This window comes from Leptothoe spongobia TAU-MAC 1115 (assembly GCF_018739885.1).
Lineage (GTDB): Bacteria > Cyanobacteriota > Cyanobacteriia > Phormidesmidales > Phormidesmidaceae > Leptothoe > Leptothoe spongobia.
Genome location: NZ_JADOES010000048.1, coordinates 1 through 17,970, shown reverse-complemented (window position 1 = coordinate 17,970; position 17,970 = coordinate 1). Strand labels below are relative to the sequence as shown.

13 protein-coding genes and 1 pseudogene are annotated in these 17,970 nt (G+C 47.3%); 3 read left to right on the top strand and 11 right to left on the bottom strand.

The window, feature by feature from the left end:
* Window positions 1-6: 6 nt before the first annotated feature.
* The 4 genes from IXB50_RS18890 to IXB50_RS18875 form a co-directional block, all read right to left on the bottom strand.
* Window positions 7-471 carry a response regulator gene (locus tag IXB50_RS18890; protein ID WP_215610551.1) on the bottom strand — a complete coding sequence of 155 codons (465 nt, stop codon included), beginning with the start codon at window positions 469-471 and terminating at the stop codon, window positions 7-9.
* Window positions 452-4,114, bottom strand: a complete 3,663-nt coding sequence (locus IXB50_RS18885; protein ID WP_215610550.1) for a PAS domain S-box protein — start codon at window positions 4,112-4,114, stop codon at window positions 452-454. The genes IXB50_RS18890 and IXB50_RS18885 overlap by 20 nt, the downstream gene beginning before the upstream one ends.
* A 578-nt stretch (window positions 4,115-4,692) precedes the next feature.
* Window positions 4,693-5,361 (bottom strand): hypothetical protein, encoded by a 669-nt coding sequence (locus tag IXB50_RS18880; RefSeq protein WP_215610549.1) that lies wholly within the window; start codon window positions 5,359-5,361, stop codon window positions 4,693-4,695.
* Window positions 5,358-5,591, bottom strand: a complete 234-nt coding sequence (locus IXB50_RS18875) for a hypothetical protein (protein ID WP_326520840.1) — start codon at window positions 5,589-5,591, stop codon at window positions 5,358-5,360. The genes IXB50_RS18880 and IXB50_RS18875 overlap by 4 nt, the downstream gene beginning before the upstream one ends.
* Before the next feature lie 147 nt (window positions 5,592-5,738).
* Here IXB50_RS18875 and IXB50_RS22230 point away from each other — a divergent pair.
* A pseudogene (locus IXB50_RS22230) lies at window positions 5,739-5,822 on the top strand (IS5/IS1182 family transposase); the annotation flags it as partial.
* 675 nt (window positions 5,823-6,497) lie between these two features.
* Here IXB50_RS22230 and IXB50_RS18870 read toward each other — a convergent pair.
* Genes IXB50_RS18870 through IXB50_RS18850 form a run of 5 tightly spaced genes read right to left on the bottom strand, consistent with a single transcriptional unit; the run spans window position 6,498 to window position 14,104 of the window.
* Window positions 6,498-7,328, bottom strand: coding sequence for a formylglycine-generating enzyme family protein (locus tag IXB50_RS18870; protein ID WP_215610547.1), 831 nt, complete (start codon window positions 7,326-7,328; stop codon window positions 6,498-6,500).
* A 15-nt stretch (window positions 7,329-7,343) separates the two neighbouring features.
* The gene (locus IXB50_RS18865; RefSeq protein WP_215610571.1) at window positions 7,344-8,177 is read right to left on the bottom strand and encodes an Rpn family recombination-promoting nuclease/putative transposase; all 834 of its coding nucleotides are present in this window, start codon (window positions 8,175-8,177) and stop codon (window positions 7,344-7,346) included.
* Window positions 8,178-8,226: 49 nt separating this feature from the next.
* Window positions 8,227-10,959 carry a formylglycine-generating enzyme family protein gene (locus IXB50_RS18860; RefSeq protein ID WP_215610546.1) on the bottom strand — a complete coding sequence of 911 codons (2,733 nt, stop codon included), beginning with the start codon at window positions 10,957-10,959 and terminating at the stop codon, window positions 8,227-8,229.
* Window positions 10,956-12,152, bottom strand: coding sequence for an AAA family ATPase (locus IXB50_RS18855; protein WP_215610545.1), 1,197 nt, complete (start codon window positions 12,150-12,152; stop codon window positions 10,956-10,958). The genes IXB50_RS18860 and IXB50_RS18855 overlap by 4 nt, the downstream gene beginning before the upstream one ends.
* Before the next feature lie 8 nt (window positions 12,153-12,160).
* Window positions 12,161-14,104: a phosphorylase family protein gene (locus IXB50_RS18850; protein ID WP_215610544.1), complete on the bottom strand. Its 1,944-nt coding sequence runs from the start codon at window positions 14,102-14,104 to the stop codon at window positions 12,161-12,163.
* A 309-nt stretch (window positions 14,105-14,413) separates the two neighbouring features.
* Between IXB50_RS18850 and IXB50_RS18845 the strand changes: the two genes are divergently transcribed.
* Window positions 14,414-14,968, top strand: coding sequence for a hypothetical protein (locus IXB50_RS18845; protein ID WP_215610543.1), 555 nt, complete (start codon window positions 14,414-14,416; stop codon window positions 14,966-14,968).
* Window positions 14,969-15,049: 81 nt separating this feature from the next.
* Here IXB50_RS18845 and IXB50_RS18840 read toward each other — a convergent pair whose 3' ends face one another.
* Together IXB50_RS18840 and IXB50_RS18835 are read right to left on the bottom strand one after the other, a co-directional pair.
* Window positions 15,050-15,862 carry a formylglycine-generating enzyme family protein gene (locus IXB50_RS18840; RefSeq protein ID WP_215610542.1) on the bottom strand — a complete coding sequence of 271 codons (813 nt, stop codon included), beginning with the start codon at window positions 15,860-15,862 and terminating at the stop codon, window positions 15,050-15,052.
* 157 nt (window positions 15,863-16,019) lie between these two features.
* Window positions 16,020-16,925, bottom strand: a complete 906-nt coding sequence (locus IXB50_RS18835) for an FG-GAP repeat domain-containing protein (protein ID WP_215610541.1) — start codon at window positions 16,923-16,925, stop codon at window positions 16,020-16,022.
* Between the two features lie 536 nt (window positions 16,926-17,461).
* Between IXB50_RS18835 and IXB50_RS18830 the strand changes: the two genes are divergently transcribed.
* The gene (locus IXB50_RS18830) at window positions 17,462-17,863 is read left to right on the top strand and encodes a hypothetical protein (protein ID WP_215610540.1); all 402 of its coding nucleotides are present in this window, start codon (window positions 17,462-17,464) and stop codon (window positions 17,861-17,863) included.
* Window positions 17,864-17,970 lie beyond the last annotated feature (107 nt).

The window sequence follows — 17,970 nt, the reverse complement described above, 5'->3', positions numbered from 1 at the left end:
TGATTCCTAAGCTGAACTGACCTCATCGGGTAAATGTACAATTTGAAACCAATATGTACCAAGATTTTCCATAATATCAACCATAGATTGAAAGTCGACAGGTTTGGTAATAAAAGAACTGGCCCCTAAGTCGTAGGTTCTGAGGATATCTTCTTCGGCTTTAGACGTGGTTAATACCACGACTGGAATACTGCGCAGTTCGGGATCATGTTTGATTTCTTGCAGGGCTTCACGACCGTCTTTGCGGGGCATATTCAAATCTAATAAAATCAGCGTAGGGCGAGGGGCTATACCCGGTTCGCTGTATTTTCCGCGTTGGTATAGATAATCCATTAAGTCTTCGCCGTCTTCGACAAAATACAGATCGTTAACAATTCGATTTTCGGCTAAGGCTTCTTGGGTGAACAGACGATCGTCTTCATCATCGTCGGCCATCAGAATGATGACCGGTTTACTCCGTTGGTGGGACATTATTATCTTCTATTTGTTGCTGAGACTGTTGAACGGGTAGGATAACCATAAATGTGGCACCGGCTCCAGGCTGGCTGTCTGCTTGGAGCAGGCCTCCATGACGGCGAATAACCTTACGACAAATCGCTAGGCCGATGCCACTGCCTTCGTAAGCTTTACGCCCATGCAGCCGCTGAAACGGTTGAAAGATGCGATCGCAATACTTAACGTCAAACCCTATGCCGTTATCGATCACCCGCAATTCACAAACTTCTTTTCCTCCCATAAGATAACGCTGAACTCTCACCTGAATCTGAGGTGCTACACCAGGCTTATGAAACTTAAGGGCATTACTTAAAAGATTTTGAAAGACCTGCTGCATTTGAGTACGGTCAGCATCGATAGTGGGTAGCGGCTCCACATCTACGGTCGCGCCAGTTTGCTCAATGCGAACTTCCAAATCCGATAAAACCCCTGCCATAACGTGGGATAAATCTGTGGGAGTAAAGGGTTTAGCCTGCGTTGTCACCCGAGAAAAACTAAGCAAATCATTAACGAGCACCTGAGCACGTGCCGCCGCGCTTAGCATCCGTGCCAAATAGTCTTGCCCTCTCTCAGAAAGCCTATCCTGGCAGGTGTGGTTTAATCGGTCGCCAAAGACCTGGACTTTTCGCAAAGGTTCCTGAAGATCATGGGAAGCCACATAGGCAAAGTCCTGAAGTTCTTGGTTACTTTCCTCTAATTGTTGAGCCGTGCGTTGCAGGGTGTGAATCACCCACTGACGTTCTCTCATTTCGGCCTCAAGTTTTTGTTCTGCAACCTTGCGAGCAGAAATATCCCGCATGATCTTTGAAGCCCCAATAACCTGGCCAGACCGGTCCCTTAAGGGGGAAATGGTCAGCGAAACGTCTAAAAGGTTACCCCTTTTATGGCGGCGCACCGTTTCAAGCTGGTCAATGCTTTGGCCCTGCCTAATCCGTTCCAGAATTTGAGTGGCATCGGCAATCCGATCAATCGGGTAAAGCATTTTAATCGATTGTCCAATCGCTGCCGATGCCGAATAGCCCAAAAGTTTTTCTGCCCCTGCATTCCAACTGGTAATAAAACTATTGCGGTCCTTGGTAATAATGGCATCGTCGGTGGACTCGACAACGGCAGCCAGTAAATGAACCGTTTGGAGCGATCGATAATGTTGTACTATGCGCCAGACCAGGTTGGAAATTAACTGCACCGTCTCAATGTCCATATCGGTGTAGTGGTTACTTTTGTTGCCTACCCCCGTGAGCATCACTACTTTGCCATTTTCAATCACTGGGACACTGAAGAGGCGGTTCATTTTTTCATGATCTTGTAGTAACCCTTGGTTTCGTAGTAATTCTTGTTCTTGTAGAGAGGACCCACAGGGACTATTGCATAGTACGGGCTTGCGCTGATGCATAACATCAGCCAAAATCCCCGTCTGATCAATTGTAAGGTGAGTCTCAGAGACAGCATTACCCATGTTAGACAAGGTTTGCTGCCCCCCATTGATCAGTTCGAAGGTTTGTTGATCCTCATTGACAAAGTAAAGAAACGCCACTTGGCTACCCGTCAAGTTCTTAGCGATATCCTGAGCCTGTTTCATAAAGTCATATTCATCCAGTTGCTCAGCTAGTTGGGGTAGCTCTAGCAATGCCTCTGCCCGTCGGGCTTGGTGGGTTAGGGCTATTTCAGCGGCATGGATATTTGAGATATCTCGCACACTCACCACGGCCCCAGTAATCGTTCCATCCACTTCTCGGTAGGGGGTATAGGTGACATCTAGATACTGCTGTAACTCATCTGTGATGGAAAATAAGCTCTGATAATGGACTTCTTCCCCTGCAAAGGTGCGATCTAGATTAGGTTTTACAGTTTGGCGAAATGTTGCCTCACCCAGAAGCTCTGCTACCGAATGGCCGACAATCTCGGTTTTAGATTTACCAAACTTCTGGGCATAGACGTCATTGACCATGGCATAGATATAATTGCAATCCACAAACGACATATGGTCAGGGGTGGTGCAAATGGCTCTCTCGTAGAGGCGCAACATTTCTTCTGTTTTTTTCCGAGCATTGATATCTTCAATGACACCAATAAAGTAATCGGGCTCGCCACTTTGCTGACGGACTAGAGTCCCGGTTAGATTAGCCCAGGTTACAGTGCCATCTTTTTGGATATAGCGCTTTTCCATGCGGTAGGTTTTGATCTGGCCTGCTAGAGCCTGCTGGAAATAAGCCAAATTAGTCTCTACATCTTCTGGATGTGTAATGACCTGGAACTCGAGGTTTAAAAGTTCTGTTTTAGGATGGCCGACAATATCACAGTAGCGCTGGTTGACACGCAGGAGTTTACCTGTGGGAGAGACATGGGCAATCCCTACAGCCGCTTGCTCAAAGGTGTTTCGGAACAGAGCCTCTTTTTGTACTATTTTATCTTGAGCGACTTGTAGGCTTAACTCTGCTTGTTTTCGCTCGGTAATATCTGTAAGGCATCTCACATAACCGCTCACCTGATTAGTATAGTTAAATTCTGGAACTGCTTCTTCATAGACCCAAGTCACTGGCCCCGATAGACTTCCAAATCGATATTCCAACTTAAAGGGACGGTTCTGACTAGTCGCTTGATGCCATTCTGCCAAAATGGCATCTCGATCTTCTGGATATAGAGCCTGAACCCATCCAGTTCCTAACATTTGCTCAGGCGTTAACCGGGCAATTGCACATAAATGTTCGTTGACGTAAATACAATTTCCCTCAGTATTTGCACGGAAAATACCGACAGGAGCAGTTGCGGCAAGACTAGTAAAGCGTTCTTCACTCTCCTTGAGCTGATGTTCGGCTTCTTTTCGATCGGTGATGTCATAGTTGGTGCCAATCATGCGAATGGGATTCCCCTGGCCATCCCGTTGAACTATTCCGTCCGCTTTCATATATCGAATTGCGCCATCGACATGCATGACTCGAAACTCGATATCGTAGACCGCTTCATCGAGTAAAGCTAGCTGAATAGAGGCTTCTGCCGACGGTCGGTCCTCTGGGTGGACACATGTTGCCCAGGCTTCGTAGTCGCCTCCAAAGGCTTCGGGGGTAGTGCCATAGAGTTCATAAAACCGACTATCCCAGCTCAATGTATTATGCGTGATGTCCCAATCCCAAATACCAATGCCCACGGCTTCCAAGGCTAGGTTCAACCGTGTTGATGCCTCTCGTAATTCAGCTTCAGTTTGTCGACGTTCAGCAACTTCCTTTTCCAATTGTTGATTTAAAGCTTCTAGCTCAGACGGGCTGCGTAAGTCTAACGCTTTAGGGATCACTGGGATAAGGGCGAGGGCCGTATACGTAGAAACGAAGGCCGTCATCGCCTTGAGAACACCAGAAACCCAATAGTCTGAATGCCATAGGGTCCAGACATTAAATAAATGGGTAGTGCCACAACAAATGATAAATGCGGCAAAAAGTAGAAAAACCTTATAAAAAGGAACATCACGGCGCTTTTTAAGGAAATACAGCAACGTGATGGGAATAGAATAGTAAGCCAGCCCAATTAAACTGTCTGATACTAAATGCAGACCAACCAGACTGGGCCTCCACAGATAACAATAACCGTGGGGCATGTACTGACTAAGCAGTGAAATATTAAACATTTTGGAGAACCATCCTTCGGCGTCTCAAATCAAGTTCAAAGCATTCCTAATTATCAAGTCATTGTGCTTAGTATTCCTATCGTCAAATGGCCTAAAGCTGTCTACCCTAGACTAATGCCCCATACTCCTTTCTGTGAAAAAGTCAGCATTAGCAATCGTTTTAGCTTTTGGAGGAAACAGTCTTAGGCATTTAGAGAGTTTAAATAAATTTACAAAAATACTATTGATCAAGACTACAAGACTATTTGAAGAACCAGTAAAGCATTAGAGCAGATCAATAAGCAAAATAAATACATAGGATTTCCTCGAAGATGACACTCTTGCAAGAAGCCCTTAACGATTTGGGGCTTTAGATCTTAAAGCCCCCCAGGATTAGAGGATTTATCAGGCTTTCAGTATAACGAAACGCTCTATACGTCAAATATTTCTTCTAAATGAGAGAACGATGTCAACTCTAACGGACTACTACTAAAGTCTAGAAAAACCACTGTCTTTTGTTCACTGTTTTCTTCTTGATATCAAATTTGTGGTTTAACAACAAAATCAACACCTCATGTTCAAGAGATTTTCGAACTGTGTCAAACTGATGTCACCTGTGCAATTACTTTTGAGGGTGAGGAACCAGCTTGAATTTGATAAGCATATTTGCGTTGTGATTCTTTGGTCTCAGAGGTGTCGGGTCGATGTTCACTCTGTCGTTTGACCCCAACATCATCGACTGAAATATGGACACTCTGTTGTGGGTCTTCATAGGGGATAGGATTGGCCTGCATTTGCTTCACAACCCGTTCAGGTTTTCTGCACTGCTCAAAGGCTTTTTGCACTACTTCTGAGGGCAGGTAGACCGGCGAAGAGGGATGAGCAGGGGACGAAGACAAGGGACGACCTTGCTCTGTAAAATCGTGGTCTTTGAGAATTTGCTCACTGCGACCCTTTAAATAATCTAGCAGTTGCTTGCCCTCCCGTTCGCTACTGTCTTGTAAGGTTCTTAAGGGTGTCCCACCGTTGGGTTGATGGCGGATACGATTGAGCAGAGCCGTCGTTTTGCGGTAGGACTCGTTTGTACTGCCATGAACATAGGCAACGTCCTTGAAACCCTCGGTTCGATACCAACTTTTGCCACTCAAGGGAGAAAACAGTGACCGGACCGATAGGGGCTCTCCCGATGACTGAACACCCACTGCTGCATAGCTCTCAAATCGAAATCGACCGATCTCGCCATCCACCCGATAGGGATGGCTTTTCAACTCCCAAATCCCCGTTTGTGTCTCGGCTTCGAGCTTTTTTTTGATATCGTTTCGAGATGATGAGCCAAGGCCGACCGTAAGGCTGGATAATTCGTACTCAATAGGGCTTGCTCACAGGCATCTATGCTTTCTGCGGCTGCTCCACTGATATTAAATTCAAAGACTCCCTCGCCCACTTCCTGGGGCGATTCATTCACACCCTCTTCGCTTTCTACGATTTCGATGTTCACCTTGATTTTGTAGTTCCCCATCCCTCTGGCCTCACTTGATCATCTGATTCTAGGGTAAGACAACGGTTTCAGAAAATCGAGCTTACAGGGCGCTATCTCAATAAATATAAGGGTTTGGAATGAGGCTTATTTCAGTTGCACAGGTCCAAAGATTATGAGATCTTGCCAGAAACTTCAGAGACTTTCATTTATATTGCCATGATACGGATACTGGTGCGGCGGTTAGCGTAGCTTACGACTTTTCAGACATCCTCTCACCTGCTTCACCATTCAATGGATGCCCATATTCAAAACTGTAAGCTCCCCAGATAATCTGAGGAGCCTTCTGAAAAACATTGAGTGTTCTTAAGCGCAAATTAGTCTCAAAGTTTGAGTTTTGTAGAGAACTCCAAAACCCATAACATTTTGATTCGTTGACCTCATTTAGTCCAAAATATGTTCTTTTTCTCCTCAAAAAATAGCAATATATACGCTCTTGGGCTTACTGAACAAACTATGCAAGAATTTCAGAAGGCCCTCTTCTTAAACCCTTGCATAGTCGAAACAGCAAGTCATGGCATTGGCAATCACCTCCTTTAGTGGTCAACGTTAAATCTCGTAAGCTTCCTTTATTGAAAAAAGCTATCGAGATAGTTGTTTCAAAGATTTTTCGTAATTCTGTCATTGGACTTATCCCTATTTTGTTGAAATCAGAATGTCTATCTGGTGGAGCTTTTACCTTCCAAAAAAAGGAATATAAAGCAGCTATCACGGATGGGATAGGTGTCATGTTGGATTTCTCCATTTACGAATGAACACCTACACCTTACGGATATAGTTAAGTTGAGGACGCAGGATATGTGTCAATTAGTACGTTGACTTTCCGTCCTACTGACAGTCATTTCAAAAATGTTTGATATGTCTGGCTTATGGTCTTTTGCAGATCACACGGAATCCCAGATCTGACTCACAGGTGGTAGGACGAAAATGAAATCGGCTTGCTGATCGACATTTGCCAGGGGAGCTATACCAGGAACCCCCACGCACAACTCGATGATCGGCTTGTTCCTGCTGTAGATTTACTCCATCTTGGCTGGGAGTAATCTTATGATCATAAGATTTGTGCCATAGATCCTGACACCATTCCCACACATTGCCATGCATGTCGCACAGACCAAAGGCATTGGCTATGCCAAAGTGGTCTACTGGAGTAGTTCTTTTGAGAGGTTCACCTGCTGGCCCCCCTGCATAGGAGCTACCGTTATAATTAGCGACCTCAGTAGTGATTGTATTGCCAAAGTGAAATGGCGTGGTCGTTCCTGTTCGACAGGCATATTCCCACTCTGCTTCTGTGGGTAGCCCATAGTTACGCCCAGTATGAGTCGACAGTCGCTGACAAAACTCTACTGCTTCGTACCAGGACACCTGCTCCACTGGATGATTCTCTCCCTTAAAGTTAGAAGGATTAGCTTCTAGAGTTCGTTCAACCTGTTCCACCCCGGCTACAAACTGCCATTGGGCCTGGGTAACTGGATATTGGCCCATAAAGAACTGCTCAATCTGCACATCATGCTGTGGTCCTTCGCGATCCAACCGCTCTAGTTCAGTTTCTGGGGAACCCATGGTAAATTTGCCTGCCGGGATCTGCACCATCTCTAGGGTCAGATTTTCATCCAGAGCCTCAACAAAAAACTGGATTGCTTCTCGGCGTCGCTCATAGGAAGTGTTGGCCTGCTGTGATTCTGCCTGAGTGGCCATAGAGCCTGTATTCCTTTACTGTTCGCTTTGTTCTTGTCTTAACGCTTGAATGTCTGCTAAAGACAACTCTGTCACTGCAGCAATCTGACTATCGGCCATACTGCTCAGCAAGCGAGCTGCAATTTTCCGTTTTTCTTGCTTGGCCGCCAACATAATCGCCCCCCGCTGATCTTGAATAAAGATAGACTGATGCTCAAGTTCATCGAGTTCATCAGCGCTCAGGTTGGCCTCATTGGCTAGCTCAAAGGCTTGCTGAATAGCAGGTATATTCCCCATCGGTGTGGGAACAACACTAAAATCATCCGCATGTTGCAAAAAGTAGATCCATTTATCGGTGAGGGTAGTCAACGCCTCTAACGATTGCTGAAACTTAGGTAACTCAACAAAGACCAGCTCTAGATCATCAATGGGATAGTCGATTAAATACTGTTTTTCTTTCAAAACAAAGCGAGAGATCACTGCCTCAATGTCTGAGAACATTTCAAAATCGGTAATCGTTAGGGCAATCACTGGATTGAGCAATGGATAGCCCTGGCCTGTTTGCAATTGGGTGGAGTATGCCTTGGCTGCATTGTATAAAATGCGCTTTTGAAACCCTTCCACGTTGAGCACCTGCATTTCGATAATCACCGTTTCACCCGTGGCCAGTTTTGCCTTGACATCTAGATAGGACTGCTTTATCCCAGCGATTTTTGGGGCTTGATAGGGGTTAAGAATATCTAAATCTGCGATCGCACTTTCCCCGTCATACAGAATCCCATTGAGGAAACTAATCAAGATGTCATGGCTTTGCTCAGAGCCAAAGATCTTCTTGAATGCAAAATCTGTCTTAGGATCAATAAACTTCATCGCTGGCAGCAGGGAAGATTGATTTGCTTCGATTGTAGCTAAAATCCAGTTACAGACCATCAGGAAAAGCCCTCGGGGTACGACAGACTACGCGAAAACCAAGACAGTAGGAATGGTCATCAGGGTAGAAGCTAAAGCGATAAGCAGACCGACAATACTCAGGACTGAAATCCCAAGCACCGCCGCGTACCACTCGTGGAGTATTCTTATCAGAAGTTAACCGAGCAATTCCCTCAGCAGGCATATCTTCGTAACTATCATGCCAGTGGTCTTGACACCATTCCCACACATTCCCATGCATATCACACAGACCAAAGGCATTGGCTACTTTAAACTGCTTGACATGTGTTGTCTGTCTTCGATTCTGACCTTTTGCCCCATCGTGATAAGTGAAGTCTCCATTATAGTTAGCAACATCAGGTGTAATCATCTCTCCATAATGGAAAGGGGTTGTTGTTCCTGCTCGGCAAGCATATTCCCACTCAGCTTCGGTTGGCAGCTCATAGTCACGTCCTGTGTAGTCTGATAAACGTTTACAAAATTCCGCTGCCTCATCCCAAGACACCTGCTCTACTGGAAAGTTATTTCTTTGAAAGTAAGAAGGTTCGGGCTCCATAGGAATTTCAACTTCGGGTAGCTTAGCCACAAATTGCCACTGGGCCTGAGTAACTGGATACTGTCCCATAAAAAACTCACGAACTGTGACATCGTGTTGTGGCCCTTCGTGATTCAAGCGTTCTGGCTCATCTTCTGGCGAGCCCATTACAAAGCTACCTGTCGGAATTGCAACCATCATCATAAATGTCTCGGTTCCTAGCCTTTCCCGATACCGCTCGGCCTGTCGTTTCTGAGTACGAATCTCCCATGGTCTTGATAATCCACTACCACGCTCAATCGTGGCCATACTAAAGGTAAAAGACTTAATTTCTGTACTGGGAACGACACTAGCAGGTGCTTCCAACAGAATAGTGACGACTTCTACTTCCTTAGTCTGCAACGGAGGCAAGTCTAATTCTTGATCCAGCTGAAGGGTCACTGTTTCAAAATCTAGAGTTTGCAATGGTGGGAAATCCAGAAACTCAGCGACCTCATATTCAAAAGTCTCCAGTTCAAAGTCTGGCCATGTCTGAGAACTAGACTGGATTTGTCTATTCTCAGAATCCAGCTGACTAGCCAAATCCGCATACTCAGCCCCCAACTGCCGCAAAATCTGGGCTGTCACCTGAGCAAAGGTTTTCAGACCATACTGGTCAGCCTCAGCTTTTAACTCTGGCGACAACAACAATGCTCGGAAATCTGCCAGGGTGCAGTTTAATCTCTGAGCCACATGTTCAGAGACCTTTTCAATTACAGTAACGGCATCTACGGGTGGCAAAATATCCAGCAATCGCTCACGGGTCTCCGCTGAAAAGTCATACTGCACCTGTTCCGGATCGCTCGTCTCTGGCTGTTGCGTTGACCGCTGCAATAGTCCCCCTAAAAATACTTCTGCCACTGGTAACGGCGATGCCGTCTCTGGTAACATCGCTGACCGAATCAAACGCATCACTGGCAGTGTAATCACAGGAGCGGCTGATAGTAGTGCCGCTAGCCGCCGGGCCTCGGGTGTCGCCCGTAGACGAAATTGTTCTAGCCGCTCATCGGGTTCATTAGTCGAACGTTCCCTAGTCCGCTCCCAGCCGTCAGCAGGCAAAACAAACCCAGGTGTGGACTGCCGTCGATCCCCGGCTAGCATCCGACTCCAAGACCCAATGGATTGAGCATCTGTTGTAATTACCGGTAAACAAATGGTAGTTCCGGAGCCTACAGGCACCCCATTCTCCGTACTCTTTTTCGCCAGACGCTTGGGTGGCCGCAGTGATAAATACGTCGGCGTTAAGTCTGGATTGATGGCCCCTGGAATACGGTTACGAATAGCCACAGAGTCCCCCACCCCTAAGGCCGTTCGCTTCCACATCCAATCCGGCAAGACCTGCCAGATGACAGTGGGATTGGACTGGCCCCATCCTGCTAACACGGGTTGCAGAGAACCATCCCACCAATAGTCTGCTGTGCAATCACTAAATACCAGAGTTAATCGTCGACCATTGGGGGAAAGCAACGCTCTGGGACTGCGCACAGAACGGTCGGGTACAGCACATATCCCTAACTGTCCATCTGTAGAGACTAATTCCCAAACCCGGAAGTCACGAAATGAACCATAACAGCGCAATAACCGCTGGATATCCTGGATTAATCGCTGCCATAGGGCCATGCCTGCACTGCTATCGATTACCAGGGCCACCTCAAACCAGGGTTCGCGATCGCATTCCAGTACAGGCGACCAAATATCCGTTTCTGCGATCCGATCTACCGTAGCCGCTTCATCCACATGACTAGCCGTCTCGGAAGCAATTTGCTTGAGTAAAGGCTTCAACGCCCTTACCAACGGCAATGTCTCTTCTAAAAAACTGGCATCAGGAACAGAAATGGGCAGAGCCTTAGACGGCAAGGGTCCGGAAGGGACAGACGCAATATCAGCAGATGGCTCATCGGTTGGCCGAGTCCCATGATCATCAGCACCCTGGTCATCAGACTCATCCTTATCGGACACATCTGATATGGGCCTGCTAGAGTCTGTCGGCGTTAGATCTGGATCAACCGTTACAGAAGACTCATCTATCTGAGGTTCTGGCGCAAAGTCTTCTGGCGGTTGCCGCATCGCTAGCCAAAGAATATCCGCAATCTCTGTCGGATTTAGATCATAGGTACTCAGGGCTTCGACAAACCGCTCGGTGTTCATTTGCCCCCTGCATCACTAGTCAAACGGCGTAGCAAAATATCTTCCAAGGCTTTCAACTCGTCAGCTTTTGCCTGCCCATCATGACTCTCACTGACACTCAGCTGAGACTGACGCACCATGTAAACCAAATTCAACAACTGATCTGTTGCTAGAGAAGACTTTTTGCTTTGTAGCTTCTGGGCAAACTCCACAATCAGCGGATCGACTTTCTGTTTTACCTCTTCCCAACTAGTATCACTCGCTTCTCGCTGAAAGTGGGCTCCCACTATATTTTCCAAAACCGTACTATCTGCCGGATCGGGCATTGTAATGCGTAAACAACGGCGCAAAAACGCTGGAGGAAAGTCTCTCTCGCCATTGCTGGTCATAATCACCAGGGGAAATTCGTAGCAGGTGACCTTACCTTGCGCAATATTCGCTGGCAGTTGGTCATCGGCTGTTCGCACTGACACGGTCGCAGCGCTTTTTTGCCGCACCAGCTCAGGAATTTCGTAGGTACCTTCTTCAAACAAGTTGAGCAAATCGTTAGGCAAATTCAGGTCGCTTTTATCCACCTCGTCGATCAGCAACACACGGGGTAGATGGGAGGGTAAAAATGCTGTACCTACAGGACCAAGCTGAATGTAGTCGCCCAAACTGCGCCCCTGCTTGAGCTGATCGATTTTGGCTCGGTCATAATCCTCATCTTCGGCTTTAGCCAGCAGGATCTGCAGCTCTAGTTCTGATTTATCAAATTGGGTATCTTGCAAACGTGCGATCGCATCATACCGATACAGCGCATCCGACAGTGTGGACCGAGTCGTAATCGGCCATAGCAGCACCGGACCCAACTGCAACTCATAGGCAATGGCATAGGCCAACGACGTTTTCCCCGACCCCGGATTGCCCGTAATCAATAAAGGACGACGCAGGGCCAGTGCTGAGTTGACCGCCGTCAGAATCTCTGATTGGCCCGTGCTGCCTGCCTGCCGGATCCGAAAGCTCTGTCCCCGTTCCCGAGACCGAGTATCTAACCGTCGCTCACTCCGTAGCTCCGTCCAACGCTGCTCACTCGCCTCTCGCCAGTCCTGATCAAAGTCTGCTGTGGACATAAACTGTCGCCAGGCAGGTCGCTCAGTGATCGACTGCAGCGGATGTTGCTGGGGCCGCCCATCACGATTGAGACCACCTGTAAAAAATTTCCAGTCAGACATAGACTTCTCTAAGCAGTAGGCTGACGCAAACGACCATTTTTCCAATCCACTAAGACCGGCAGTCGATGCGGACAATCGCATAATAAGCCCAAATCAGGTAGGCGAGTCCGTTCCTTTCGAATAACCTCAGCAAATGTTGCGGAATCTTTCAAGTAGGATGCTCGTAGTAGGGTATCAATGTGATCTAACAGCTTTGTAGTATCCGCCGGAGCCCCATAGGACCAAAACCAAAGGGGAATGCCCGACCATAGCACCGTTGCCATTAGCTGCTCCAAATCCTCATGGTCATCCGGTAATGCTGTCAGCAGTTTGAGGATGAGCGTATCACACCCTTCTGGCAAATCCTCTGCCAAGGCCTCAAAATCCAGGTCTGTCACAGGATGGCTGAGGGTTAGTAATTCTTGATCACAGCATTTGCGTAACCGAATTAGCTTGTTTTGTAAGCATTCTAGCCATTCGTCTGAAAAGTCTTCGAGAATGAGTCGATCTAGCGATCGCACCACCGTATTCCGAAATTGCTTCAGTTCTTTTGGCTTTCCCAACCCCGCCTTCACCTTCCACTCATGCACCGGTCGATCAAAATGCCGCCACGACAGAAAAAACTCAATGGTTTTAACCCCTTTTGCTTTACCCACCGCAACTGATAAATGCTTTGATAATGTATCGTTCGGATCATCCAGAGAACATTGTGCATCTGGTGGTAGCAAATCTGTTGTTACATGACCTGTCCCATCGTCAAACTCTGCACGGATTGCCACGGTGTCTTCATCATCCTTCGGTTCCAGGGTTACGAGGAGATAGCCAGGAGACTTTTCTTGGGGCTCTGGTTCTGGTTCTACTGGCCGATGGTCATCGTACCAGGCTTGCAACTTGGCGGGTACCGGTCGCACTTCAGCCCCATCTGACGGATATTTGAACTCCTCTATCACTCGCCCTATCCAGGTAACCGCCAGACTCAGATCGTCTGCCCTGGTCAATAGCTGCTTTAACCCTTGCACCGTTTCTAGCTGGGCAAATTCTGGATAGGCAAACGCTACTTTTTCAGCCGTCAACACCTCCTCAAAGATCTGGCGACAGAGGGGAGCAACCCTCGGCACATCTGAATCCGAGAAGGAAGAAAACACCTGCTCCCAACTATCAGCAGCTACCTGATAAGTGGGCGTCTGACTCCCTAACAGCCCTACATTCGGCTCAAAGTTTGCCAAAATCTGAAAGGCAAAGGCGCTGGCATGGTGGGATGCGGTTGCCTGACGTACGTCCTCCGGTGGCTGGTTCGGATCATCGTTTTTGCCATCGATCAGGTCCGAAATCCCCCGCACCACCATGGCAGAAACAGGCTGCTGACGTTTTTGTACCGTCTGCAAAAAGCCATAGCCTTCCATCTCTACGGCTAGCGAATCACTATATTCTGCTTTTAGGAACCGATAAACACTGGATTTCTTCGAAGATATGACCTTTTCCCCAGCAGCAATCGGACCAACCCAGGCCCTAGGCACCACATCTGGAGTATTGGCCAATCTTTTGAGCCAGGCTTGCGCATCACTACGAACTTCAGCTTTGGCTTCTTCCTCTAAGGCAAATGAACTAAGACCGATTTCAGGTCTAGTTTTAAACGTTTCAGCCGCTTTTCCTGATTCATAGCCATAGATTTTTGTGGAGGCTACGACATCGCCTAGTTTTACATCCTTCATGCCACCGGCCACACCGACAAACAAGATAACATGGGGCTTAAAGAAGGTAATCGCTCGTTCAGTTTGAGATGCGGCAGTCGGATCCCCTTTCCCTATTTCGGCAATGCCAATAGCCCAGGTTCGCTGGTTGGCTGTAAACGTTCCCTGTTCATAAATATTGCCTTCTGGATGTTTCACCCGCTGGCTATTCGTTAGTAATGCCCTGACAGCCTTAAATTCAGTAGATATCGCTGTCAGAATAACTGCACGCAGATGGGGCATTGCTGAACCACAAACAAATAAGTGACGACGTTAATCCTTGTAAAAATAGAATACCTTAAATCAACTTCAAAGCCCCCAGAATTGGGGGTTTGGGGACCTAACAAGCAAGTCAAACGGAGCTTAATCCATACTTGATCAATGGTGCAGCCTCACCCAGTTGACTGCGCAAAATCTAAGTCGTATCTATTTTGGTCGATACAATGCACTTTGCCTAGATTCTGGAAATTTTCCGTCGAATCGTCCCACTTTCACAATGAATCGACACAATTAATCTGATGCACCTTACCGTCTCCAAACTACAACAAGACCATGGACCGCACCGAAAAAACCCTAGAAATCCTCATGGAGGAGTACCGCGTCCTCAAAGCAGAGCAAAGCATGCGCATCGGCTTCCGCGATAACCTGCTGTACGTCACCCTGGGGATTTTTGGGGCCATCGCCTCCTTTGCCCTCACCAATGCCAACGGCTACAGCGCCTTCCTGGTGATTCCCTGGGTCTGTCTAGTCATGGGCTGGACCTACCTGATCAACGACGAAAAAATTTCTGCTATTGGTCGCTATATACGCTACGACCTGGAAAAGCGTGTTGCTGCCCTGATCGGCGGCTCCGCTGATGAAAAATATCTGTTTGGCTGGGAAACGGCCCACCGTGATGATTCCCGCCGTAAACGTCGGAAGTATACCCAGCTCTTTATCGATCAGGTGACATTTGTGATTTCAGGACTGATGGCCTTGATAGTTTTCTGGATTCTGGCCTCAAACGTTTCTGTCTTTACTGTCATTCTCTCTGTCATTGAGGCAGTTTTGTTGATTGTCTTAGGAGTGAGAATTGCGGACTATGCCGACCTGGCAAAAGGACACTGAATAGCCCAGAATAAGCGGCAGAGCCGCCGGGGGGACTCCCAGTCGGAGTCTGGAAGCTAAGAGTAAGACGGGGATGCAGGGTTACGGCAGCGTCCCTGGAGCACGACAGACTACTCGAAAACCGAAATTGTAGCTGCGGTTATCGGGCGAAGAATTATAGCGAGCGGCGGACCGACAGGCCCTCGGTTCGGTGTACCAGGAACCGCCGCGTAGAATCCTTATAGTGTTTTGGTTGGACGTTAGCCAGGCAATTCCATGAGTGGGTGCTTCTTTATAATTTTCATGCCAGTGATCTTGACACCATTCATCTACATTGCCATGCATATCACACAGCCCCAAGGCATTGGCAACACCAAAGTAATTTACGGGTGTAGTCTCTCCTCGATATTCTCTCTTTGAATCATTGTCGTAATAGTTAACGATTTCGGTCGTAATCTTCTCTCCAAAATGGTAGGGCGTCTCAGCACCTGCTCGACAGGCATATTCCCACTCTGCCTCACTGGGTAATCCATACTCTCGACTGGTCTGGGCCGATAGCCGCTGACAAAACTCTACCGCCTCAAACCAGGACACTTGCTCCACCGGTCGATGATCTCCTTTAAACCTGGATGGGTCAGGATTTAAGTCAATCTCTTCTTTTTCCAGGCCAGTCACGGCTTTCCATTGCGCCTGGGTAACCGGATATCGCCCCATCAGAAACCGTGACATCTGCACCAAATGCCGAGGACGCTCCGAGTCCTGACTATCAGGCTCATCCTCTGCAGCCCCCATCCAAAACTCCCCCCCAGGAACCAGCATCAGCGTCAGCGCCACCCCATTGCCCAGGTCTTCCACAAAACCCTGGTTAGAGCGCTTATAGCGATGAATCGTCAGATTACCAGAGGAAGCTGCCACAGGATTACGATTCCTATAGAGATAACTCCACAATTATGGCGCAATCTTCTACATGCGAATAGACAATCTCGTAGGGGTGGTGCCTTGTGCCCACCCTGCCTCGTGCCTACCTTAGGCCATCAGGTACCTATGATAAGAAAAGAAATTAGCCAACGTTTCACGTACGATCGCCCACCGGCAATCCATCCTCACCCAAATACCCCGTCTCCATCAAAAACACCCGCAACGCCGTCGGGAAATCCTTATGTACACCCACCTGTTCCCCCTCCTCATAAATCTCCAACCCCCATGGGTCCTCCCGACGATGGTTATCTACCATAAACTCCCAGGCCGCCTCAAAATCCTCATTTAGCACAGCCTGTTGCGCCACATAGCTCGCTAGCAAACTATTAGACACATAGTCTTCCTCTTCACGCACCTGCAGAAAAATCTCCTTCATGCTCTCCGCCTGCTCCCGAATCTGCTCTGGAAACTCATGGGTAGTCTCCACCAACTCACCATCGCGATACGTTGAAAACGTAACCGGCGGGAACGACTCCGCATAGCTGCCAAACCGATACAAAAAAGCCTGATGGGGTATCGCTATTTCCATATAGCCATCCTCATTGAGATCGACCAAATCTCCACCTAACCCATCCAAAAAGCCAGTCTCCACCGCAGCAAACCCATCCTCAGTCCAGCGATGAATCGTAGTATTCGTACAACAATGTGCGCCACCCGAATAGTTACGGACGATCACCTCGTCAGTCCCGTCACTATCTAGGTCCAGCAACTCAAACTCAGCAAAAATCCAAGCAAACGTATCCACTACGTTGTACTCTTCATCTTGATAAATTAGCTGATAGCTTAAATTATTCTCATCATCTTCCTCGACATCACCATAATGGATATAGCTCACGCGTACACCCACATCCCCCGTCGACAGCTCCACATTCTCAAACGACGATGTATCGTGATTCACCCGTAGAGTCGTCTGAGCACTTGCCGATGAAGCGATGCCCAACAGACCAGCCCCCAACAAACCCAGGCTCAATAAACCAGATAGGTGCAGTAACGTTTTCATAGTTCACCTTTCAAGACGGTTGGCACACAACTAATCACCAGGATATATGTCCTCACCTCTAACTTCATCCGCCAAACCGGCTTTCCCCTTCATACAAGCTGGAACATACCTATTTTGGTAGCTATAAGCATTGTAAATCAATGATTCTAGAAATACTCAATATCAATTATGCTTGAACCCCCGCATTGATTGGGTGGAAGCAAAAGTGCCTAAAATGACGACCATAGCAACCACAGTAGCAGAGGAATCTGAAGCAGAAACTGAACTAAGGTTTTCACTAAGCAAGCCAACGTTACCCATCACCCGCCGCAAAAAACTTTAGCATCACACCGAGACCTCTTGGCAGTCGGTGTGCATGGCCTATGTTAGTCTGCGATCGCTTGTTTCAAGTTTGATTCAGTGACTAAGGCTCTAAGACTGCTGTCTATATCTGTATATCTCACCTCTAAACAAGTTAGACATACCCGGATATAGACAATCTAATAGATAATGAGACAAGCTTCTTAGCCTAAGCCGATATTTAAGAGGAGAATATTATGTCTAAAAGCTATATTATTCTCATCATCCTATGCATTGCCAATCTTATCTCCATCATCCTGTGCCTTGCAAGCTATGTGTTCAACATAGGATGGTATAGATTTTTATTTGGAATTATTATTTTTCCAATCCTCATTATTCACTACATCATCCATGGCAGTCTGATCAGACAACGAACAAGTCTGAAAAAAGTAACACTCTTGTATTCATGCTTAAGCCATGCTGCCATAGCGATCGCATTTATCTTCTTTCCAGATGTCTCTGATGCCCCCGGCACCTATGCAGTCTTCGGTTTATATAAAAATCCTCCAGATTTTTTCTGGACCATTGCTCAGTTCAGCTTCCTTTGTTCAGTTGTCTTTACAGTTATGACAAAACTGACCACACCAAGGAGGATATAGCTAACTGTTGTTAGGGTATCAACTTAAAGCCAATACCCGTGAACGAATGTGTTGCTAGATGGTGGATGAAGTAACCCTGCTGTAGTGTAACGGGATATTCCACGTCC